The sequence below is a fragment of the Nocardia sp. NPDC003345 genome (assembly GCF_053589395.1).
The window spans coordinates 26307-49049 of sequence record NZ_JBSFRU010000004.1 but is presented as its reverse complement, the minus strand read 5'-3'; the positions used below and the strand labels follow the sequence as shown (position 1 = coordinate 49049).

The 22743-nt window shown below is 69.5% G+C and carries 15 protein-coding genes and 1 pseudogene; 11 read left to right on the top strand and 5 right to left on the bottom strand.

What is annotated here, in order from left to right:
• The first annotated feature begins 24 nt into the window (after positions 1 to 24).
• Together ACWDU1_RS01250 and ACWDU1_RS01245 are read left to right on the top strand one after the other, a co-directional pair.
• On the top strand, positions 25 to 4425 hold the full coding sequence (locus tag ACWDU1_RS01250) for an amino acid adenylation domain-containing protein (RefSeq protein ID WP_449994778.1): 4401 nt from the start codon (positions 25 to 27) through the stop codon (positions 4423 to 4425).
• A 144-nt stretch (positions 4426 to 4569) separates the two neighbouring features.
• Complete coding sequence (locus tag ACWDU1_RS01245) at positions 4570 to 5001, top strand: ATP-binding protein (protein WP_449994777.1); 432 nt, start codon at positions 4570 to 4572, stop codon at positions 4999 to 5001.
• Positions 5002 to 5214: 213 nt separating this feature from the next.
• On the opposite strand, the gene ACWDU1_RS01240 is transcribed toward ACWDU1_RS01245, so the two are convergent.
• The 3 genes from ACWDU1_RS01240 to ACWDU1_RS01230 all read right to left on the bottom strand — a co-directional run bounded on the left by ACWDU1_RS01240 (position 5215) and on the right by ACWDU1_RS01230 (position 8308).
• Complete coding sequence (locus ACWDU1_RS01240) at positions 5215 to 6300, bottom strand: cobalamin B12-binding domain-containing protein (protein ID WP_449994775.1); 1086 nt, start codon at positions 6298 to 6300, stop codon at positions 5215 to 5217.
• A complete protein-coding gene (locus ACWDU1_RS01235) occupies positions 6297 to 7835 on the bottom strand; it encodes a PP2C family protein-serine/threonine phosphatase (protein ID WP_449994796.1) in 1539 nt (512 codons plus the stop codon). Before ACWDU1_RS01235 ends, ACWDU1_RS01240 begins: the two co-directional genes overlap by 4 nt.
• Before the next feature lie 134 nt (positions 7836 to 7969).
• Positions 7970 to 8308 carry an STAS domain-containing protein gene (locus ACWDU1_RS01230; protein WP_449994773.1) on the bottom strand — a complete coding sequence of 113 codons (339 nt, stop codon included), beginning with the start codon at positions 8306 to 8308 and terminating at the stop codon, positions 7970 to 7972.
• Between the two features lie 323 nt (positions 8309 to 8631).
• Here ACWDU1_RS01230 and ACWDU1_RS01225 point away from each other — a divergent pair, with 323 nt between their 5' ends.
• From ACWDU1_RS01225 to ACWDU1_RS01205, 5 genes are all read left to right on the top strand, one after another.
• A complete protein-coding gene (locus tag ACWDU1_RS01225) occupies positions 8632 to 9912 on the top strand; it encodes a cytochrome P450 (RefSeq protein ID WP_449994771.1) in 1281 nt (426 codons plus the stop codon).
• 432 nt (positions 9913 to 10344) lie between these two features.
• The gene (locus tag ACWDU1_RS01220) at positions 10345 to 11604 is read left to right on the top strand and encodes an ABC transporter substrate-binding protein (RefSeq protein WP_449994769.1); all 1260 of its coding nucleotides are present in this window, start codon (positions 10345 to 10347) and stop codon (positions 11602 to 11604) included.
• An 81-nt stretch (positions 11605 to 11685) separates the two neighbouring features.
• Complete coding sequence (locus ACWDU1_RS01215; RefSeq protein ID WP_449994767.1) at positions 11686 to 13689, top strand: ABC transporter permease; 2004 nt, start codon at positions 11686 to 11688, stop codon at positions 13687 to 13689.
• Entirely contained in the window at positions 13682 to 14482 is an 801-nt protein-coding gene (locus tag ACWDU1_RS01210; protein ID WP_449994765.1) for an ABC transporter ATP-binding protein, read from the top strand. The genes ACWDU1_RS01215 and ACWDU1_RS01210 overlap by 8 nt, the downstream gene beginning before the upstream one ends.
• Positions 14479 to 15261 (top strand): ABC transporter ATP-binding protein, encoded by a 783-nt coding sequence (locus ACWDU1_RS01205; protein ID WP_449994763.1) that lies wholly within the window; start codon positions 14479 to 14481, stop codon positions 15259 to 15261. Before ACWDU1_RS01210 ends, ACWDU1_RS01205 begins: the two co-directional genes overlap by 4 nt.
• A gap of 33 nt (positions 15262 to 15294) precedes the next feature.
• On the opposite strand, the gene ACWDU1_RS01200 is transcribed toward ACWDU1_RS01205, so the two are convergent.
• Positions 15295 to 18036 carry an AAA family ATPase gene (locus tag ACWDU1_RS01200; RefSeq protein ID WP_449994761.1) on the bottom strand — a complete coding sequence of 914 codons (2742 nt, stop codon included), beginning with the start codon at positions 18034 to 18036 and terminating at the stop codon, positions 15295 to 15297.
• A 235-nt stretch (positions 18037 to 18271) separates the two neighbouring features.
• On the opposite strand from ACWDU1_RS01200, the gene ACWDU1_RS01195 reads away from it, so the two are divergent.
• The 3 genes and pseudogenes from ACWDU1_RS01195 (at position 18272) to ACWDU1_RS01185 (ending at position 20579) form a co-directional block, all read left to right on the top strand.
• Positions 18272 to 19099, top strand: a complete 828-nt coding sequence (locus tag ACWDU1_RS01195) for an alpha/beta fold hydrolase (protein WP_449994759.1) — start codon at positions 18272 to 18274, stop codon at positions 19097 to 19099.
• Positions 19100 to 19140: 41 nt separating this feature from the next.
• Positions 19141 to 19860, top strand: a pseudogene (locus tag ACWDU1_RS01190) (alpha/beta hydrolase); the annotation flags it as partial.
• Positions 19827 to 20579, top strand: coding sequence for an alpha/beta hydrolase (locus tag ACWDU1_RS01185; RefSeq protein ID WP_449994794.1), 753 nt, complete (start codon positions 19827 to 19829; stop codon positions 20577 to 20579). The pseudogene ACWDU1_RS01190 and the gene ACWDU1_RS01185, both read left to right, overlap by 34 nt.
• Here the strand turns inward: ACWDU1_RS01185 and ACWDU1_RS01180 are convergent.
• The gene (locus ACWDU1_RS01180) at positions 20563 to 21501 is read right to left on the bottom strand and encodes a LysR family transcriptional regulator (RefSeq protein ID WP_449994757.1); all 939 of its coding nucleotides are present in this window, start codon (positions 21499 to 21501) and stop codon (positions 20563 to 20565) included. The two genes, ACWDU1_RS01185 and ACWDU1_RS01180, sit on opposite strands and share 17 nt — an antisense overlap.
• Positions 21502 to 21603: 102 nt before the next feature.
• On the opposite strand from ACWDU1_RS01180, the gene ACWDU1_RS01175 reads away from it, so the two are divergent.
• The gene (locus ACWDU1_RS01175; RefSeq protein ID WP_449994755.1) at positions 21604 to 22656 is read left to right on the top strand and encodes a YeiH family protein; all 1053 of its coding nucleotides are present in this window, start codon (positions 21604 to 21606) and stop codon (positions 22654 to 22656) included.
• The last annotated feature ends 87 nt before the right edge of the window (positions 22657 to 22743 follow it).

Genomic DNA, 22743 nt, shown 5'->3' with positions numbered 1-22743 from the left:
GCAGACGACCGCGGACGGAGTGGGATGACGCAGACAACAGAGTGCCGGATCGATCACCCGCTGACCGCCGCGCAGCAGGAGATCTGGGCCTACACCGCCCTGAACGGCGCGGATCATCGCTATCGCCTGGAGGGCTACATCCATCTGCGCGGGCGTATCGATCCCGGCCTCTTCGAACGCGCGCTGCGCGGTGTCGTCGCGGCCGCCGAGACCTTACGCGTCCGGCTCGGCACCGCGGGCCCCGAACCACGTCAGGTGATCGAGGACTGCGCCGAATGGGTCCTGCATCGGGGTGATTTCGGTGCGGCTCCCGATCCGGTCGCGGCGGCACTGGCCCAACTGCGCGCCGCGCCACCCGCCTTCGACCTGACCGTCGCACCGTTGTTCGACCACCATCTGCTGGATCTCGGTGCGGCGGGACACCTCTGGGCCCTGCGGGCCCACCACATCGTGCTCGACGGCGCCGCCGCACTGGCTCTCATCCGGGCGGTCGCCCGGGCCTACACCGCATTGCTCGCCGGCGGGAGCGCGCCGGAAGTCGCCGACACCGTCGCGGGATATGTCGAGCAGGACCGGCGGTATCGCGCCTCGCGCCGGTTCACCGACGACCGCGCGTTCTGGTCCGGACGGCTCGCCGGGCTGCCCGACGCGCCGATGTTCACCCATCAGCCCGCCACCGCCGGCGCATCCGGGCCCATCCGGCATTCCGGCCGGCCCGGCGCCGGCACCTGGCGCGAATTCCAGCGGGCGGCGGACCGATTCGGTGTCGACCGGTCGGCATTGCTGGCCGCCACGACGGCACTGCTGCTGCACGCCGACTCCGGCGCGCGCACCGTGGTCCTCGGTCTGCCGGTACCGGCCAAACGCTCCTGGCGCGCGCTCGGGATGACCTCGAACGTCGTCGGACTGCGCGTCGAGGTCGATCCCGGCGCGTCCATCGGGGCGCTCGCCGCGGCGACGCAGGCCGAGCTGCGAGCCGTACTGCGGCACCAGCATTACCGGCGATTCGATCTGCTCGCCGACGGCACGTCCCCGGGCGGTGAGCACCGGATCACCGGCCCGGTGCTCAACATCCTGCCCGCCGCGCCCGATATCTGCTTCGGCGACGTGGTCGCCCGGCTGATCCCGGCATCCAGCGGATACACCGAGGCCTTCGGTATCGCCGTCTATCTCGGTGACGGGCCGCCGCGCATCGATATGGACACCACCGCCGATCGGTGCGATCCCGCGGCGCTGGCGAGTCTGCACAGTCGCTTGCTGACCACGATGGACGACGTGGCGGCGGCTTCCGCGGAGACGCCCGCCGGCCGGGTGCCCCGCGCATCCGCGGTGGTCGTGCCGCGCAATCCGCACGAGGATCCGGCGGGCGTGACGGATCGCGGGATCGCGGAGGTCTTCGATTCGGTCGTTCGCCGGCACCCCGAGCGCCATGCGCTCTGGTACGAGGGCGAGCACATCGGTTATGGCGAACTGCGGGTCCGTGCGCGACGGTTCGCCCACCACCTCGCTTCCCGGCACGGTGTGGGACTCGGGACGCCGGTGGGTCTGCGCCTGCCGCGCTCCCCGGAGCTGGTCGTCGCCGCGCTGGCGCTGCTGCGGCTCGGCGCGATATGCGTTCCGCTGCACGAGCAGGACCCGCCCGACCGGGTCGCCTGGATACTGGACCACACCGGCACCGAACTCGTGGTCGACGATATCGCGGTGGTGCGCGGCGTCTCACGATCCGACGGGCCGGTCCCGGCCACCCCGGCCGTCCCGGTACCCGCCGACGCGGCGGCCTGGCTGATGTTCACCTCCGGATCGACCGGCGCGCCGAAAGGCGTACTCGCCACGCACCGGGCGATGGTGGCGCGCGCGGTCGACCGGATCGCCGCGGGCCCGGAATACGCACGAATGCTGATGCATTCGCCCCATGTCTGGGACATGGTCGTCTGGGAACTCTGGATGCCGCTGTTACAGGGGCACACCGTGGTGATCGCGACACCGGACCGGCTCGGAGCCGATGACTTCCGCCAGGTGCTGCGCGAGGGCGAGGTCACCGCGGCGCTGCTGGCGACCGGGCTGTTCCAGGTGCTCGTCGACGATATACCGGACAGTCTCGCCCGGCTGCGCACGCTGTCGACCGCCGGTGACATCCTGCCACTCGATACGGTGCGCGCGATGCGCGCGACGGCGCCCGACCTGCCCATCGTCAACATCTACGGTCCGGTGGAGGCCACCGCCTACGCCACCACCTACTCGATTCCGGCCGGACCGCTGCCCGACGAGGCGATTCCGGTGGGCCGGGCAGTGGACCACACCGAGGTCCTGATTCTCGACGCCCTGCTGCGCCCGGTACCGCCGGGCATGGTCGGGGAGATCTACCTGACCGGAGCCGGTCTCGCCCGGGGGTATCACCGGATGCCCGGCCGTACCGCGACGGCTTTCACGGCCAACCCCTTCGGCGCCGCCGGGTCGCGCATGTACCGAACCGGCGATCACGGCAGCTGGGGTATCGACGGCGCCGTGCGGTTCCTCGGCCGGGGTGACCGGCAGGTCAAGGTCAACGGCATCCGCGTGGAGCCCGGCGAGATCGAGCACGCGATCCGGGAGCTGCCGGGGGTGACCGCGGCGGTCGTCACCGCGCACCGGGTGGCGGCGGGCAAGAGCCTGGTCGCCCATGTGGTCGCCGCCGAACCTGTCGACACGGCGGTCATGCGGAGCCGGCTGGCGCGGGTTCTGCCCGCCTATCTGCTGCCGGCCGTTATCGTGCGGATCCCCGCGCTACCGCTGACGGCCAACGGAAAGGTCGACCGCACCGCGTTGACCATGCCCGCCTCGGCCGCCGCGGAGCCGCCGCGGACACCGCGCCGGCAGATTCTCGCCGGACTGTTCGCCGATGCCGTCGGCCAGCAGCGGGTCGGCGTGCAGGACGACTTCTTCCGTATCGGCGGGAACTCGCTCGCGGCGATCCGGCTCTCGGCGGCGGCGAGCCGGACCTTCGGTGTCGTGGTGAGTCCGCGCGATCTCCTCGAGGCGCCCACCGTCGCCGCGCTGGAGCGGCTTATCGCCGGGCGGGGCGGAGGTCACGGCGCCGCCGACCGGGAAGCAGTGGATGTCGTACACCGGGAGAGCGACGGTACCGCGTCCCTTCCCGAGGACGCGATTCCGCTCACACCGAGCCAGCAGCGACTCTGGACGGTCAACTATCTCGGCGACGGCGCGGCCGATTATTTGATGCCCGCCGCCGTGGACCTCATCGGTCCACTCGACGCGGCGGCCATGGGGGCGGCGGTCCGCGATGTGGTACGGCGGCACGAGATATTGCGGACCACACTGCCTTTCACCGCTTCGGGTCCGGTCCAGCGGATCGCGGCCTTCGACCCGGACGCTGTCGACTACCGCGAGGTCACCGATATCGAGGACCTGAACCGATTGCTGGCAGGGGAGCTGGACCGGGGTTTCCGGCTGCTCACCGAGGCGCCGCTGCGGGTGCGGTTGTACCGGCTCGCGCCCGATCATCATGTTCTGCTCGTGATCCTGCATCACTGCGCGGGTGACGCCGAATCACTGGCGCTGTTGCTGCGTGAATTCGAATTCGCCTACCTCGCGCGGGCCGAAGGCGCGGCACCCCGGTGGCCGACGCCACCGGTCCAGTTCGGCGACTACGCCCGGTGGTTGCGTGACCGCGGCGACGATCCCGTCCACGCACGGTACTGGAGTGACCTGCTGTCCGGGTCGGAGTACACCCCGCCGCTGGCCGTCGACCACCCCCGGTCCGCTACCGGTGGATACCCGGCGGCGCTGCTGCCGTTCACCCTCGACGCGGCCACTCACACCGCGGTGCGCGATACCGCTCGCCGCCGCGGGGCGACCACCTACGCGGTCCTGCACGCGGCTCTCGTCCACGCCCTCACGGAAATGGGCGCCGGCCCCGATCTGGTCATCGGCACGGCACTGAGCGGACGCGATCGTCGCGAACTCGACACCATGCTCGGCTGCGCCGCCGATATCGTGCCGATCCGCACCGACCGCACCGCCGCACCGGAGACCGGACAACTGATCGACCGGATTCGCGACCGCATCCTCGAAGCCCACGAGCACAGGCACTACCCGTTCGAGCGCGCCACGGCCGGCCACGCCGGACCGGACCGCCCGCTGCCCCAGATCGTCACCACGTTCTTCCGCGATATCCCGGTCGCGGGCGACACGGGCGATATCGAGGTCCGGCTGCGCGCACTGCCACCCCAGCGAGCGGAGTTCGAGATCCTCATCCAGCTCGGAGAATCCACCGGCCCCGGCGGCGAACCGGCCGGCATCCACGGCGACATCCGCTACGCCGCACCGCTGTGGGAGGCCACGACGATCACCGCGCTCGCACACGGCCTGCGATCCGCGATCACCGCACTGTCGGACGAGTCGGTTCCGGCCGATTGCGCGCCGTGAATGCGCACGGCCCGGCCGAGCGCCGGTGAAATCCGATGAGCGGGCCCGCCGGGTACGGACCCGGTGGCAGCGGCCGGGTTTGCTCCGGTGAGTGCCGGGTAGGTCGTAGGGGCTGGAGCTGTTTCGGGGCGGGGAAGGAGCGATATGGGCGTGATGACACCGAGCCCGGTGACAGGCGGCCGCGGGTGGGATGAGCCGGCCGTCGAGCTGGATCTGGAGCGGGTGACACCGGGACAGGTACGCGCGCAGGTACGCCGGCTGGTGACCGGCCGCGGCGGGATCGAGGTCTGCGACGCCGTGCAGGTCAGCGACGAGCTGATCAGCAACGCCGTCCGCCATACCCGCGGCCCGTGCACCTGCCGGCTGCGGGTCGACTCCGGCCGGTTCGGCGTGGAGGTACGCGACGGATCCCCGGCGCCGGCGCGGATCCGGCCGCCCGACGACACCGGGGGCCGCGGGCTGCTGCTGGTATCGCGGCTGTCGACCCGATGGGGAGTGAACTACCACCCCGGCGGCAAAACCGTGTGGGCCGAACTCGGCGACCATCCCAACCCTTTTCACGTGCGGTCGCCGTGAAATCGGTGCGAGCGGCGGATGTGGCCGCCGCGTCGATTCAGCATCTGAGGAGACCGGTGACCGACCACCGGACCCGGATATCGGACGGGTGATCCCCACCGAACGCCGGTCGGTGAAGGCCGCGCGACCCGCACCCATGACCCCGTGTGATGGATTCATCCGTGGCGGGTGCGCCAGCGGGGCATTCGGTGCCGGCCCCTGGTCCGGGCGTGATCAGCCGACCGGGTGTATCGCCGCGCTCACCGGAACCGAGCGGGCACGGTGCAGGATGCGTTGGGCGCGAGCCGATTCCGGCAGCCGGACCGACAGGGAGTCGAGAACGAGGTCCAGTGCCGGTGCGGGTACACCGCGTGCCGCCAGGACGCCGGTCGTCCAGGCGATGAACGAGCCGAAGAGGACGTCGTCGTCGACATACAGCGCCGAGGCCAGGAAGTCGACGATATGCGCGATATCCTCCGCCGTGCGCTCCCGCTGGAACTCGGTGTAGGCATCCATCGGTGGGTAGGTGTTCCCGAGATCGGCCAGGACGCCGGTGACCAAGTCGGCCTTCGCCCTGGTGACCAAGGCGTACTCCCCGTCCGTGCGGGGCGTCGGTGGCCGGGATGGTGTCCGCGCCGAGGCTCGCGGTGGGCGTCGGACGACCCGCTCGATTTCGGCGGCGGCGCCGCGTGCGTCGGGCGCCCAGCCGTCGGCCCCCAGCATTCGCGCGTAGCGGCCGTCGGTCCCGAATGCCGCGCCGCCCACGAGTACGGGGACCGCGGCCGCCTGGCACGCGGTGATCGTGGCGTGAGCGGTGGGGAGCCGGGTGGGCAGTGAGGACGACAGCAGTACGGCGTCGGTGTTGTGCTGATGGAGGTGGGTGACCAGGTGCCGGGTGGGTACGTGCGCGCCGAGGAACTCGACGTGCCAGCCGCGCAGTCGCAGCACCTCGGCGACCAGACGTGCGGGCAGCGTGTGCCACTCACCGTCCACACAGGCGACGGTGACGTGGCCGGCCGTCGTGGGGGTTGCGGTGGCGGGGTGGCAGGCCAGTGCGGCGATCGCGCGATCGTTGATCGCGGTGGCAGCGTGTTCCTGGGCGACCGTGAAACGGCCGGCCGCCCATTCCGTGCCGACACGTAGCTGTACCGCCGCGATGACGTCGAGAAGTATCTCCTGCGGGTCGCTGAGGTTGTCCAGAGCGGCGATCACGGTGGCCGTGGCGGTGCTTTCGTCGCGCCGGACAACCGCTTCCCAGAGTTGCTCCCGGAGCGCGCCCGTGTCGCGGTGCGCCACCGTGTCGGTGCGCGGCTCGCTCATGGTGTCCGACCTCCGCTCAGCGCGTTGCTCGCTGCCGCCGGCCGCGGTGCCGGTCGAGGCGGCGTGGCGATCACCACCAGCGCGATATCGTCGTGCTGGCGGGGTCCCGCCCACTGCGTGGCGAGCATCTGGACGTATTCGGCGGTCGCCCCGGCAGGCATACCGGCGCACCGCGACAGCGCCTGCCGAAGGCGCTGCTCACCGAACATGCCGGTACCGAGTCGCCCGCCCCGGGCCTCGGTGATCCCGTCGGTATAGAGCAGGCAGCTTTCACCCGGTGCGAGTGTCGTTCGCATAGTGGTCGCGCGGACCCGCGGTAGAACGCCCACCAGTTGCCCTCGGGTGTCGGCCTCTTCCACGGTGCCGTCGGCGCGCACGATCAGCGGGGGTGGGTGGCCGGCGGACGTCAGCCGAAGCCGCACCCCGTCGTCGCGAGGGGTCAGGGAGGCCAGGACCAGGGTGGCGAATCTATCGTGCCGCGAGGTGAGCAGTGCCTGGTTGAGAAGGTTCAGTACTTTCTCGTGGTCGCCGGACAACGAGACGAGTGCGTGCAGGGTATTACGGATCTTGCCGGTCGAGACGGCGGCTTCCATGCCCTTCCCGCATACGTCGCCGAGAACGATGAGTGAGTGGTCGCCGGTACCAGCGGCCGGATGCACGTCGTAGAAATCACCGCCGACGATCTCGTGATTCGCCGAGGCCCGGTAGGCACTGGCCAGGTCCACGCCGGGGATGCGTGGCAGCCGCGGCGGCAGCAACTCACGCATGAGCAACCGGGTGATTCCGGCCTGCTCGGCGTAGAGACGGGCCGCCGACAGGGCTGTCCCGGCGCGGGACGCGAACAGTTGGACGAGTACCTCGTCCCGCTCCTCGAGATGAGTGCTGTCCCGGTGGAGCAGGACGAGCGCGCCGGCGGACAGTCCGTGTCCGGGAAGTGCGACGATCAGCACCGAACCGGGTGGATCACGGAAGCCCGGCGGCAGGAGCCATTGTGGAAGGGCCGTTGGATCGATCCGGTGCGAGGGTGCGGGTGGGTATTCGAGCAGGGTTTCCGCGAGGCCCGGCACCACGGCGGGATCCTCGTCCACGATCCGATGCCCCACATCGTCGCCGGAACAGGTGGCCACCGGCAGCCGGGAGTTCTCGGCGGAAGCCACGACGACCGCCGCGTCGGCGAGACGAGCCCCGAACCGGACGACGGCTTCCATGCACCGCTCTACGTTCAGCGACGCCGACAGGGCCGTCGACGCTTCGATGAGGAAATCGGTCCGGTTACGCTCCGCCGCGAGTTCGGCACCGGTGGTACGCAGCGAATCGGCGGTGTCTCCGAGTAGCCACCACAGCACGGTTCCCGCCTCCAGCGGCGTGGGTTGTGCCGCCAGTGGCCCGCCCTCCACGGCGCCGGCAACTATGTATCCCGTCTCGCCGGTCTGTTCCTGGTGGGCGCGAGCCAGCCATTCCGGCGCCGCGTCATCCAGCCTCGTGCCCGGATCGGCCCGGGGGAGCAGCGCCCGCGCTGCGCTGTTCACGGCCAGAACACAACCGGTGCCGTCGACCAGCACCGCCGGGTGCGGAACCGAGGACAATCGCGCCCCGAACGCCGAAGGGTCGGGCGGACGGCTATCCTGCCGATCCAGGGTCTGGGCTACGCTTTCCGCTTGTTCCGGGGTCACGCGATCGCGTCGGCGGCACTGTCGAAGAGGCGAAAATGCTCGGTGAGCCCGGTGACTTCGATCACCCGCCGCACCGCGGGGGATGCCGCGACGCGCACATCCATCGCCTCTCGCCGGATGCCCAGCAGCACCTTCAGTCCCGAGGAATCGAAGAACTCCACCTGCGACAGGTCGACGATCAAGACCTGGGGCCGTCGGCCTATAGCGCTGGTCAGCGCCTCGTGCAGGCGCGGAGCCGTATTGATGTCGACCTCGCCGGCGACGCCGACTTCGATGCACGCACCATCCGGCCGGGTCTCGATCGTGAAATCACGTCTTCGTTCCTCGTAATGCACGCTGGCGGCCTACCCTGTTCTGGCGTCTGAGCGATTTCTGCACGACTACGGGCAGGTCGCGGCCGTGCCGCAGAGCCCTCCCTGATGAACGGCTCGAAATCGCCGCTCGGGTCGTGTCGTGTTCGATCGGGTTGCTCCGCGGGGCTGCGTTATCAACCGCCGCATGGATCTGTCACTCTACGGGCCGGCTCGGACTTCCGTCCCGGCCGGTCCCGGCTTCCGGCTCACTCGGTGCCGGCCCGGGGTTCGGTGTCCAGTCGATTCCGTGACCCCGGCGCCCAGGGGTGCCACCATGAGGAGAGACATTCGGTTCGGAGGCGGTCATGACACAGACAGGCAGCGCGGCGTCCACGCGGCCCCATCATGAGGTCGATATCTCCAGTTACGAGTTCTGGGAAAAGGATTTCGACGGCCGGGAGGCGGCGTTCGCCCGGTTGCGCGCGACCGAGGGCCTCACCTGGCATGCCCCGCCGGATTCACTGATCTTCGCCGATCCCGACCCGGGCTTCTGGGCTGTCACCCGGTACCGGGATGTCGTGCAGGTCAGCCGGAATCCGGAGCTGTTCTCTTCGGAAGACGGCACGACCCTGGGGTATATGCCGCCCGATGTCGAATACCGCACCAAATTCTTCATCGCCCTGGACGCGCCCCGGCACACCCGCTACCGGAAATTGATCAGTTCGGCGTTCACGCCGCGCCAGATCCAGCGGGTGGAAGAGCAGGTCCGCGCCGATGCCGTCCGGATCGTCGACGATTTCGTCGCCGATCTGCGGACCGGCGAGACCCTCGATTTCGTCGACGCGGTATCCCGGAAACTGCCCATGCAGACCATCTCGCAGATGATCGGCATCCCCGAGGCCGACCGGGAGGCGGTCGCCTTCGCGACCGAAGCCCTGTTCGGCACCACCGACCTCGAGTACACGAGCCTCGAGGAGCGCGCCGAGTTCTTCTACAAGCAGATCGGCCTCCTCCACTCCGCCGGCACCGGCCTGGCCCGGCGGCGCCGCGCGGAACCGGGCAACGACCTCATGACCGCGATGATCGACGCCGAATTCGACGGCCATCGCCTCAGCGACGAGGATATCGGCGCGTTCATGGTGCTGATCTCCGCCGCCGGCAACGACACCACCAAACAGACCACCTCCCACGCCTTCAAAGCGCTCGTGGAGCATCCCGGCCAGATCGACTGGCTGCGCGAGGATCTCGACGGGCGGATGAACACCGCGATCGAGGAGTTCATCCGCTGGGGCAGCGTCGTGGTGCACTTCGCCCGCCGGGCGACCCGCGACACCGAGATCGCCGGAACCCCGATCGCGGCGGGTGAGAAGGTCGTGATGTTCTACAGTTCCGCCAACCGCGACGAGTCGGTCTTCGACGATCCGGGCTCGTTCGATATCACCCGCGACCCCAACCACCACGCCGGATTCGGTGGCGGCGGCCCGCATCACTGCCTGGGCGCGTGGCTGGCCCGCATGGAATTGAAGCATCTGTTCCGGGAGCTGATCACCAAGGTTCCGCCGGTCGAACTGGGTGAACCCGAGTACGGGCACAGCGCGCTCATCCACGGCATCAAACGTATGACGGTCCGGTCGGCCACCCCTTGACCTCCGCCGGCGGCGATGCCGACGGCAGGGCCCGACCGAGGTCGGCGAATGCGTCCCGGACCGCGAGGCGATCGATACCGGTCTGCTGCGGGGTGTGGTTCGACCCATGGAGGCGACCGCGGCTCGGAACGTGACGGGAAGTGCCGGGCTTCACATTTCAGCGGCCGGCCCGCAGCCCGGGAGCGGAGATTCCGCCCGTACGGTGCGAACGCTCGATCACGAGTCTGCAGATCGTAGTTTCATTCGGTACAGAATTACCATTTACTTTCTCTCTTGACACCCCTCGTGTGCGGCGTTAATTTCTAGTGGCTCAGATCACAGCGATGATCGAGCCGCTGAAGTCACCGGGGGTGTGACGCGGTGTCGAATAGTGAGCTCGACGGGTCACCGGGCGCTGACCGCCGGCACGACCGGCCTGGAAAGGCATGCAGAATGGGTATCAGAACCGGCCGGATCGCCGTCGCGGCGCTGGCAGTCGTATGCGCACTTTCCGCTGTCTCATGTGGTGACGACAGCAGTTCGCAGGGCGGTGCCCCGAGTGGCATCGCGCCCGGTGTGCAGGCGAGTGGGGAGCCGATCAAGGTCGGACTGTTCAATCCGTCGAAAGGCCCGGCGACCCAGGCGGGAGTGACCACGGGCCGGGACGCGGCGGTCGAGTACATCAACAATCAGATCGGCGGCATCGGCGGACGCCCGATCGAGGTGGTGGACTGCGGAGTCGACAACACCTCGCCGGAGTCGACGATCTCCTGCGCGAACCAGTTCGTCCAGGCCGGTGTGGTCGCGGCGATCGACGGATACAACGCCGAATCGTCGGCGGCGATGCCGATCCTCACCTCGGCGGGCATCCCGCTGGTCGGCCAGATCCCGTTCAATACCGCGACCGGCGCGGTCGCCGAGAACCGGGTGTTCTTCGGCCCGCCGCCCGCGGCCTTCCTCGTCGGATTCCTGCAGTCGCTGAAACAGGCGGGAAAGCCTTCGCTGACGCTGGTGAACGCCGATCTGCCGCAGGCGCACCAGGTATTCGACGGACTCCTCTCGCCCCTGGGCAAGCAGCTCGGGATCGAGGTCAAGAGCGCGTATTACCCGCCCACCGGCCCGAACTTCACCGCACTGGCATCCACCATCGCCGATGGCGCACCGGCGGCAGGTGGCCTGATGACCGCACCCAATGACAACACCTGCAACAAACTGTTCCAGGCGCTGCGGTCGGTGAAGTACACGGGCACGGTGTTCCTCGCCGCCTGCACGGACTTCGTCGAGACGATGGGCGCGCAGGCCGTGGGCGCGCAGACGTACTCGCCGGTGTGGCTGCCGCCCGCACTCGATTCGGCCCCCGAGCCCGCGAAGACCAATCTGGCGGCGGCGCAGCAGTTCATCGAGAATGCCGGTGGTACGGGCGGTTTCTACGCCTACGGCACCTTCGCCACATTCGTCGATTTCGCACAGGCGCTGAGCGCCGCGCCGCCGGCCGAGTTCACCGGGCCCGCCATTCTCGGCGCACTGAAGAAGCTGACGGACTACCAGAGTTTCCTCGGCCCGAAACTGAACTGCGGCAAGGCCACCAGCCCGAACTGCACCACCGATATGTTGCTGTTCGAGGTCACCGGCGATAAGAAGCAGACTCCGGTGACCGGCGGATTCCTGACCCCCGACCCCCGGATCCTCCAGCTGATCCCGGGCGCGGCGTAACCCGACCGGACCACTGGTGGGCCGGTCGCCGAATCCTCCGGCGACCGGCCCGCCCCCGGCTCTTCACAGGAATCAGAGGTCATGGGCCAGTTCCTACAGTTCGTTTTCCTCGGCTTGTCGACCGGCGCGGTATACGCGGTCCTGGCATCGTCGCTGGTGGGAGTGCACGCCGCGACAGGAATCATCAATTTCGCGCAGGGCGCGTTCGCCCTGTGGGCCGTCTACGTCGTCGCGGCACTGCAGACCGACGGCCTCTTCGTCCTGCCGATCGGCAGTATCGCGCTCGGCTCCGAAGCCGATCCGGTGCCGATGCCGGTGGCGGTCGCCCTGGGTGTCGCCTCGGCGGCGGCGTGGGCGCTGCTGGCGCATCTCGCAGTGTTCCGGCCGCTACGGCACGCGCCGATCCTGGCGCAGGTGGTCGCCTCGGTGGGACTGATGCTGTTCGTCCAGGCGCTGGTGGGGCTGCGGTTCGATACCGAAAATCTGTTCGCCGCACCGATTCTGCCGGAGGGCACCGTCACTGTCGCCGGTGCGCTGATCAACGTATCCGACCTGATCCTGGCCGGTGTCGCGATCGCCGTCGCGGCCGGCCTGCGCCTCTACTTCACCCGCACAACCCTCGGTATCGCGACCCGCGCCGGGTCCGAGGACGACCTCGCGGCCCGGCTGACCGGATATTCCCCCGATCGGCTGGCGGCGATCATCTGGACCGCGACCGGCGCGGTCTGCGGACTCATCGGGGTACTGGCCGCCTTCACCATCGGCCTCAACGAGACCAGCTACACCTTCTACGTCATTCCGGCCTTGGCCGCGGCGCTGGTCGGAAGGTTGTCGTCCTTCGCCGTGGCCTGCGCGGCGGGTCTGCTGCTCGGCTCGTTCCAGGCGGTGATCCTGTGGGCCGACACCAAGGATTTCTGGCCGGGCTGGGCGCAGGCCGGACTCGGCGACGCGGTGCCGTTCGTCATTGTCGTCATCGCGCTGTTCCTGCTGGGCGGGCGGATTCCCGCGCGCGGGTCGCTGGGGGCGGTACGGATGCCCGCGGTCCGGATTCCGCGCCTGCGGTTGCTGCCGACGGCGGGGGTCGTGGCGGTCACCGTCGCGGCGATCGTGGCGACGACGGGTACGTGGCGGTTCGGCATCGTCACCTCGATCATCCTGTCGCTGATCGCGCTGTCGCTGGTCCTGCTGACCGGCTATCTCGGTCAGATCTCCTTGGCGAGCACCGCTTTCGCGGGAGCGGCGGGATTCGCCCTGTCGAAACTGTCCGAGGGCTGGCACCTGCCGTTCCCGGTCGCCATGATCGCGGCCGCCCTCATCGCCACGCTGCTGGGTGTTCTCGTCGGTGTGCCCGCATTGCGGATCCGGGGCGCGCAGCTCGCGGTGGTGACACTGGCCGCGGCGCTGGCGATCCAGAGTTTCGTCTTCAACAATCCGGCCTTGACCCCGGCCGAGGGCAATCTCATCGCCGACCCGGTGTTGTTCGGTGTGAACCTCGGTGTCCGCGACGGTACCGATCTCGTCACCCTCCGCTTCTCGCTGCTGGTCCTGGTGATCGTGGCACTGTGCACCCTGGCGGTCATGCGGATCATGGCCGGCACCACGGGCCGCGCGCTGCTGGCGGTGCGCTCCAACGAGCGGGCCGCGGCCTCCGTGGGCATCGATGTCGCGGCGACGAAACTGCTCGGCTTCGCCGTCTCGGCCTTTCTCGCCGGAATCGGCGGATGCCTGATCGGTTACAGCCGAGGACAGCTGTCGGCCGGTTCGTTCACGGTGCTGATCGGGCTGACCGTCCTGGCGATGACCTACGTCGGCGGAATCACCTCCGTCTCGGGAGCCTTCGTGGCCGGGCTGGCCGGACCGCTCGGAGTCGGCTACGTCTTTCTGCATCAGACACTCGAACTGGGCGAATACTACGAACTCATCGCCGCCGGATCACTGCTGCTGATGGCGGTGCTGAATCCCGTAGGCGTCGCGGGAGCCGCGGCTTCGACGATCGAACGTGTCTCGGCGGCGCTCCGGCGCGAGTCGGCGCACCGCGAAACCGCCATCGCGGGAGTGGACGAGGAGGCCACGGTTCATGCCTGACAACGCTCTGCTCCGCACCCGGGGACTGTCCGTGCGCTACGGCGGGGTCGCGGCGAACACCGATATCGAGATGACCGTGGAAGCCGGTGAGATCGTGGGCATGATCGGGCCCAACGGCGCGGGGAAGACCACCTTCGTGGACGCGGTCACCGGGTTCACCGACTATGCCGGTGAAATCACCCTCGGCGGCCGTGCGCTCGACCGGCTCGGCCCGCATCGGCGCCGCCGCGCCGGCCTGGCCCGTACCTGGCAGGCCGGCGAATTGTTCGAGGATCTGACGGTCGCGCAGAATCTGGCCGTCGCGGTCCAGACCAGCGGGCTGCGCACCCTGTTCACCGATATCGTCGGCCGCTCCGCGCTCCCGGGCGAAACGATCGAGGCCGCACTCGAATTGGCGGGGGTACCGGGTACCGCGGCGCGGCGGCCCGGTGAGCTGACACTCGGGCAGCAGAAGCTCGTCGGGGTGGCGCGGGCCCTGGTCGGCGGGACACGCGTGGTGCTGCTCGACGAACCAGCGGCCGGACTGGATACCCACGAGTCCCGGGAATTCGGTGCCCATCTGCGGCGCATCGCGAGCTCCGGGGTGGGCGTCCTGCTGATCGACCACGATATGTCACTGGTTCTCGATATCTGCCGGCGGCTGTACGTGCTCGATTTCGGCATCGTCATCGCCGCGGGGGAGCCCGGCCGGGTCCGCGAGGATCCCCGGGTCGTCAGCGCCTATCTGGGCACCGCGGGGCGGGCGGAGGAGCCGGCGGCCGCACCCGCCGAACCGGCAGGAGACACCGAATGAGCGAGATCACCACGACCGGTTCCGCGGCCCCGCGATCCGGAACGGACCGGGACGTACCGGCTTTGACCCTCGACGGTGTGACCGTCGGATACGGCGGCGTCCCCGCGGTACGGCAACTGGACGTGCGGGTGCGTGCGGGGGAGATCCTGGCGCTGCTGGGCCCGAACGGCGCCGGTAAGACCACGACGCTGCTCGCCGCCGTCGGTGCGCTGCCGTTGTTGTCGGGCCACATCACGGCGCTGGGCGCACCGCTGGACCGGCGCGTCGAACGTAATGCGCGCCGCGGTGTGGTGCTGGTACCGGACAGCCGCGGAATATTCCACCGGCTGACGGTCGAGGACAATCTGCGGCTGGCCCGGCGCGGGCGTCGATCCCGCCCGGACGACATCTTCGACTACTTCCCCAAGCTGCGGTCGATGCGTTCCCGGCGCTGCGGCACGCTGTCCGGTGGGGAACAGCAGACGCTCGCCTTGGCGAAAGCGCTGCTGTGCGAACCGCGAATCCTGCTCATCGACGAGCTGAGTCTCGGACTTTCCCCCATCGCGGTCGACGATCTGCTACCCCGGCTGCGAATGATCGCCGACGACCGCAAGATGGCCGTCGTCCTGGTCGAACAGCACATCGATCTGGCACTGTCCATCGCCGATTCGGCGATGGTGCTGCATCACGGCACGGTGGCACTGGTGGGCTCCGCGACCGAGTTGCGTGCTCGCCGCGATATCGTCGAGGCGGCGTATTTCGGCGGCGCCGATGCACAGGCCGCCGACGGCGGCGGGTAACCCGGCCCGGCGGACCAGGCGGGGGGCGACGGGTCAGTGCCGGTCGAGAACGGCGGCCAGTTGCCGGCGCGAGGTCACCTCCAGTTTCCGGAAGACCTTGCGCAGGTGGTAATCGACCGTGTTCGGGCTGAGGAACAGCTGTTCGGCGATCTCCTGGTTGGTGGCGCCCCGCCCGGCCAGATTCGCGATCAGCTCCTCCTGAGCGGTCAGGCGGGTCGCGCGGTCACCCACCGAGGTGGCCTCCACACCGAGGGGTAACAGCTCCCGGGCCGCGCGGGCGTGCCAGCCGGTGGCCTTCTGGGTGTTGAACAGATGCGCGGCCTGCCGCAGGTGTGTGGTCGCCTCCGCGCGTCGCCGCTGTCTGCGCAGCCATTCACCGAACTGGAGGTGGGCGCGTCCGCTGAACATGGGTGTATCCGCCGCCGCGAGTTGTTCGATGGCCCGGCGATAGTGGATTTCGGGGTCGGCGGACCGGATCGCCCGGGCGAGGGCGCTGAGCCCGGTGCCCAGCGGGGTGCCCAGGATCCGGGCCCGCCGGTCGAGCAGGTGCTGCAATCGGTCGGCGGTCTCGGTCCGGCCCGCCCGCACCGCGGCCTCGATGAGATCGGCGGTGAGACAGGCCTCCGGGTGTTCGGTGCCGGACAGGATCCGCTCGGCGGCCTCCCATGCCGGTCCGGGGTTCGCCGCCGCGAGGTGTTCGTGCAGGCGGGCTCGTTGCCAGAGGTCGACACCGAAACCGAAGGCGGCCCGCCGGCAGATCTCCTCCGAGTCCGTACTCTCGTCGTGCCCGATACCGGGTGTGCCGGTCCAGCCGCGGATTCCGGCCCGCAGGGCGGTGATGGTCGGATGGTTCTCCCTGTAGCCGCACGCGGTGAGCAGTACGACGGTCTCGGCGAACTGCTCTCGCGCCGTGACGACCCGCCCCACCTGGATATCGAACAGGCACCGGTAGACCAGGATGTTCGCCAGCAGGTATTTGCTGCTGTCGCGGCGGGTGCAGTCGACGAGACCCCCGAGCACCGCATCCCGGGTGACGTCGTCGATCAGCAGGGTCGCGATATGGACCGCGCCGCTGTAGGTGTGGATACAGCGCAGTGCGGACGAGGGGTGGTCGATGAGATGGCGTGTGGCCGTCCGGTAGGTATCGATGGCGGTGCCGTGGTGGAGAACGAATTCGGCGTAGGCGCGCAGCGACAGCTCACCCGCGTCGGGCGTATCGGCGGACACGATGTTCAGCGCGGTTTTCGCGATATCGGTATCGGTCGCGCCGGCGGTCAGATGGGTGGACAGCCAGGTCGCCCGAATGGCCCTGCCCACCGCGTCGACGGCTTCGTCGTGCTTTCCGGCATCGTCGAGGGCTACGGCGAAACGGATCAGCGCGTCGGCGCGGGGTCCGAAGGTGTTGTCTCCCGCGGTCGGTAACTGGGCTTCGTTGCGCAGTACGGCGAGGCTCGCGCGTTCCTCCGCGAGCAGCGAATCCTCGTCCACTTCCGCCATCAGCGCCAGCGCCTGCTGCAGTGCCCCGGCGAAGACGGCCGATTCCGCGGCGGCCAGCAGCCGGCGGCCGCGATCGGGCGGAGTGCCGGTATCAGCGGCCCGCACCAGCAACCGGGTCCGGGTGGCGAAATCGCCGCGCCGGCCCGACAGGGCGGCGACCTCCTCCAGCCCGGCCGCCAGTACCTCGTCGATTCCGTCCGTGGCGGCGGCGCGGTGCAGCAGCGCGCGCTGGTTCAGGTTCAGTTGCGCCGACGCCTGGCTCAGATGCCGATGCGCCGCCCGGCGTTGTTCGGAGGTACTCGCGGTGTAGACCGCCGAACGGATGAGGGGATGCCGGAAGGTCACGTGATCGGCGACGATGACCAGTTCGGCGACCTCGGCGGCGGCCGACGCCTCGCGTGGTAGCTCCGCCGCCGCGGCGGCTGCCGCGATGGTGCCGGCGTTACCGTCGGTCTCCGCCGCGGCCAGCAGCAACCATTGCCGGCAGGACGGCGGGAGGAGCCGGATCCGGCGCAGATAGTGGGCTTCCAGCCGCGTGCCGATCGGGCCCGGGTCGGGCAGCGGGGACACACCGGCCAATTGCCGGTCGGTGAGCTCACCGCACAGGTCGCGCAGGGCCAGTGGATTCCCGCCGGTGGCCACGGCGATCTGTTCGGCGACGGTGGGTTCGATCCGCGCGTGCAGTACCGAGCGCAGCAGCAGGACCGAGTTCGTCACGCTCAACCCCGGCAACTCCCGGAGCGGCAGTCCGGCCAGATGAACACTCACCGCGGTATCGGAGCGCCGCCCGAAGACCATCACCACCGGGTCCGCGAGCAGCCGGCGCCCGGCGAAGGCGAACACCGCCAGCGACTGCTCGTCGACCCAGTGCGAATCGTCGACCCAGAAGAACACGGGTCCCCGGGCGGCGAGAGCGGTCACCAGCGCCAGCACCGCGACGCCGATCGCCAGCCGATCGGCGACGGCGCCCTCGGCAAGGCCCGCGGCGACCAGCAGGGAGTTCCGGTGTGCCTCGGAGAGATCGTCGAGGGCGGGCCGATGGGCCAGTACCAGTCGCTGCAAGGCGGCGAACGGCAGGTCGAATTCGGCCTCCACCCCGGCGACGGCGACCGTCCGGAAGGCGTCCGACTGTGTGATCGCCTCGGCGACGAGGGTGGTCTTGCCGATACCCGCGTCGCCGGTGAGGACGACCACCGAGCTACGGCCCGATATCGCGGCGGTGCACAGGGACCGTATCCAGGCCAGTTCCGCGTCTCGACCGACTACCGATGCCGCCACGGAAACCTCGTGATCCGTTGAATAAAGAGGAACGGTGCCGAAAATATAACACCCGTCCCACTATTTGGGTGTGGTGGATTGTCCGTTTCGCCCTGGCGGCGGACGGACCTCCGTTCGGCGCCGCGGGTAGTCGCCGGACGGTGGGAGGCGGTGGGGACTACGTGCTCCACGGGATTCGCCGGCGCACCGCCGTGCGGGAACGTGAACAGGTGTCACCAGGCCCCCAGGAGGACCGATGCCCTATGTGAGCACCGAGGACAAGACCGAGATCTTCTACAAGGACTGGGGTCCGGCCGACGGCACCCCGGTGCTGCTCAGCCACGGCTGGCCACTGAACTCCGACGCCTGGGACGCCCAGGCGCTCTACCTGGCCGAGCACGGCTGCCGGGTGATCGCGCACGACCGGCGCGGGCACGGCCGGTCGACGCAGACCTGGGCCGGCAACGAGATGGACACCTACGCCGATGATCTCTCGGTACTGCTGGAAACCCTCGATCTGAACGGGGTCACGCTGGTCGGGCACTCCACCGGCGGCGGCGAGGTGGCGCACTATATCGGCCGCCACGGCTCCGGCCGTATCGCGAAACTCGTTCTCGTCTCCGCGGTTCCGCCGTTCATGCTGCGCACCGACGACAACCCCGAGGGTCTGGCACCGGAGGTGTTCGACACGATCCGGGCCGGCGAGCGAGGTTCGCGGTCCCAGCTGTACCGGGATCTGGCCGACGGGCCCTTCTTCGGCCACAACCGCTGCGGTGACATCGCGCAGGGCATACGCGACGCGTTCTGGCTGCAGGGCCTGGCCTCCGGTCATCGCAATGCCTACGAATGTATCGCCGCGTTCTCCGCCACGGATTTCCGCGGCGACCTCGCCGCCATCGACGTACCGACCCTGATAGTGCACGGCGACGACGACCAGATCGTCCCCTTCGAAGTGGGCGGGCAGCGCTCGGCGAAGCTCGTCGCCGGGGCCGAACTGCGGGTCTACGCGGGCGCAGGCCACGCGTTGCCCGCCACCGAACAGCAGCGACTCTCCGAGGACCTGCTCGCATTCATCCGTTCCTGAACACCGCCCCGCCGCACCGAACCGATAGGACATCGACCGCCATGAACACCGCCGCCCCCGGCAAACCGCCCATCGTCCTCGTCCACGGCCTCTGGATGACCCCCAGCAGCTGGGACACCTGGGCCCGGCGCTATCGCGAACTGGGACACGAGGTCATCGTTCCCGGCTGGCCCGGTATCGATGACCGCAGTCCCGCCGCGGTGCGCTCGGACCCCGGCCCACTCGAAGGCGTCGGCCTGGTGCAGATCGTCGACTCCTACGACCGGATCATCCGGTCCCTGCCGCAGCAACCGGTGATCATGGGGCATTCCTTCGGTGGGATCTTCACCCAGATGCTGCTCGATCGGGGGCTCGGAATCGCGGGGGTGGGCGTGGCGCCCGGCCAGCCCGCCGGAATTCTGACCCTGCCGTTCTCCACGTTGCGCACCGGCTTTCCGATCCTGTCGAATCCGCTCCGGATCAACAGGGCGAATCCGCTGTCGAAACGGCATTTCCACTACACCTTCGGCAACGATCTCGGCCGCGCCGACTCCGACCGCGAATGGGAGAAGAGCGCGGTCAACTCGGTCAACCGGGTCTTCTTCGAAGGTGTGCTGTCACTGCCGCGCAAGAAGAACGGGATCACGGCCGTGGATTTCACCAAACCGGATCGGGCACCGCTGCTGCTGATCTCCGGCGAAAAGGACCACGTCGCCCCACCCGCCATCCAGAAGGCAACGTTGCGGAAATACGCCCAGGGACCCGCGGTGGTCGAGCGGATCGAGTTTCCGGGCCGCACCCACCGGCTGGTCTCCCAGGAGGGATGGGAGGAGATCGCCGACTACGCCCTGGACTGGTCGCTGAAACAGGCGGCGGCGCACCCGTCGCGGGCCAGATGACACGGCCGGCCCCGCTGCGCGGGCCGGCCGGTGACGCGCAGGTCGTACAGCGCACCCTCGATACCATCGACGGCCCCGTCGTCCTCGTCGGGCATTCCTACGGTGGTGCGGTCATCACCAATACGTACGACCCGAAGGTGAAGGCCAACGTCTATATCGCCGCGTTCGCTCCCGCCGAAGGGGAGTTCGTGCAGTTGCTGCTGGATCCGTTCCGGTTCCCCGGCAGCAGGCTCCTGCCGCCCGCGCTGCAGTTGCGACCCGGTCCCGCCGGGGTCGACGGCTCGATCGCCGAACCGTACTTCCACGAGATCTTCGCCCAGGACGTCGACTCCGCCACCGCGGCGACGATGTTCGACCACCAGCGTTCGGCCGCGCTGTGGGCGAATCTCGAGCCCAGCGGCGAACCGTCGTGGTCGACTACCCCCAGCTGGTACCTGATCTCCCGGGACGACAATGTGATCCCGGCGGCCGCGCAGCGATTCATGGCGGGGCGGGCGGCGCCGTCCCGTACCGCGGAGATCACCGCCTCGCACGCCTCGCCGGTGTCACAGCCGGAACTGGTGGCCGACACCGTCGAAAGGGCGGTCACCGGAACTCGCTGACCCGGTCGCTGTGCGGCGTGCCGCCGGACGGGGTTCGCCGCACCAGCCGTACGAGATCACCGGCGGGTCCTTCCAGTTGCCGCGGCGGCCGCCAGACGGCACGCAGGGTGCGGTCGAGGTGGAGGCCCTCCACCTCGACCACCTTCAGCTCGCCCCGCTCCACCTGCACCGACACCGCGAGAGTGCTCAGGACCGCCGGTCCGACCCCGCCCAGCACGCTCGTCCTGACGGCCGCACCGCTGCCGAGCTCGAGCAGGGGCGCGGCCCGGTCGTATTCCTGCAGCGCGAGGTCCAGCGTGGTCCGGGTGCCGGAACCCGGCTCACGGACGATGAGCGGAGTGCGGGCGAGTTCGGCGATCGACAGCGGGTGCCGGCGGCGGGTCCAGGGATGGCGCGGATCGACCACGACGACGAGCCGGTCGCGGGCGACCGCGACGGTATGCAGTGCCCGGGGCACGGCCGGGGATTCGACGAACCCGATATCGCACTGCCCGGCGGCGACGTCGTCGCAGACCTGCCGGGAGTTGTGGACCCGGAGGTGGATCGTGACATCGGGAGCGGTGCGCCGGAACCGCCCCAGCCATGCGGGCATCAGATGTTCGGCCACGGTCATACTGGCGCCGACGGTGAGTTCCGCGGCGCGCTTCTCGCGCATACCGGCGGCGACGTCGAGTAACTGCCGGGCCTCGTCGAGAACCTTGCGGGACCAGTGGGCGATCACCGTGCCCTCCGGCGTCAGGGTCGAACCGGTCGGCTTGCGTTGTAGCAGCGGTGTGCCGACCTGTGCTTCCAGTTTCTTGATGGCGCGGCTCGCGTTCGGCTGCGCGATACCGGCGACCCGGCTCGCCGCACCGAGGCTGCCGTGATCGTCGACCCCGACGAGTAGCTCCAATACTCCGAGGTCAGGCCATCCGTTGAACATGCCCGAAGTATATGTCTCACTCAATTGCCATATCATTCTGATATGTACCGATAGCGAATCGGCGGCTACCGGGGGCGGGCCGGCCGCGGCAGAGTTCTCGGTATGTCCAGTACTGTTCGCCCGGCCGCCGGTGCGCGACGCGACCCGGCCCCGGAAACCGGCACTCCCACGAGGCGGCCGGGCCGCGTGCGCGGTGCGGCGGCCGGTATCGCGCTGTGCGCGGCCGGTGCGGCGGCCGCGATGGCAGCCGGTCTCGTATTGCCGGGGGTGAGCCCGCTGTTGATCGCCATCGCGTTCGGTGCGCTGCTGGGCAATATCGTCGTCGTGCCCGGCGGGCTGAAGCCGGGCCTGGACTTCTCGGCCAAGCGGCTACTCCGGGTGGGAGTCGCGCTGCTCGGCCTGAAACTGGTGTTCGGCGATATCGCCGGTCTCGGATGGGGTGTGATCGCGGTCGTCGTGGCGGTCGTCGTGCTGGGTATCGCGGGGACTCTCTACGCCGGTGCCGCGCTCGGGCTGCCCTGGACGCAGCGGATACTGATCGCCTGCGGATTCTCGATCTGCGGCGCCGCGGCGGTCGCGGCCACCGGCGGGGTGATCGACGCGGAGGAGGAGGAACTGCTCACCGCGGTCGCGCTGGTGGTCGTCTTCGGGACGCTGCTGATGCTCGTCGTTCCGCTCCTCGCGAGCACGATGGGGCTGTCCGGGCGGCAGGCGGGTGCGTGGGCCGGCGGGTCGATCCACGAGGTGGCGCAGGCGGTGGCCGCCGGCGGCATCATCGGCGGCGGCGCGCTCGGAGTCGCCACCGTGGTCAAACTGGCACGGGTCCTGATGCTGGCTCCGGTACTGGCCTATCTGGGCGTCCGGCAGCGAAGGCGTGCCGGCGCGGGCGCCGCGCGGCCGCCGATCGTTCCGCTGTTCGTCGTCGGCTTCCTGGTATGTGTCGCGCTGCGCTCGTCCGGGCTGCTGCCCGCGGACGTGCTCGATCTGGCGCAGGCCCTGCAGACCGCCCTGCTCACCGCGGCGATGTTCGCGCTGGGGCTCGGTGCGCGTATATCACTACTGCGCTCGGTGGGGCCGCGCCTGATCGTGCTGGCGGCGCTGTCCACCGTCTGGGTGGCGGCCATCGCGCTGGTGGGTGTGCTGCTGGTGGTCTGAAGCCTGGCTCGCGCCGCGGCCCGCCCAGGGCGGAACCCGAACCGCGCATTGCGAATCGACTACGAAGTGATCAATTCCGAGCGGTCG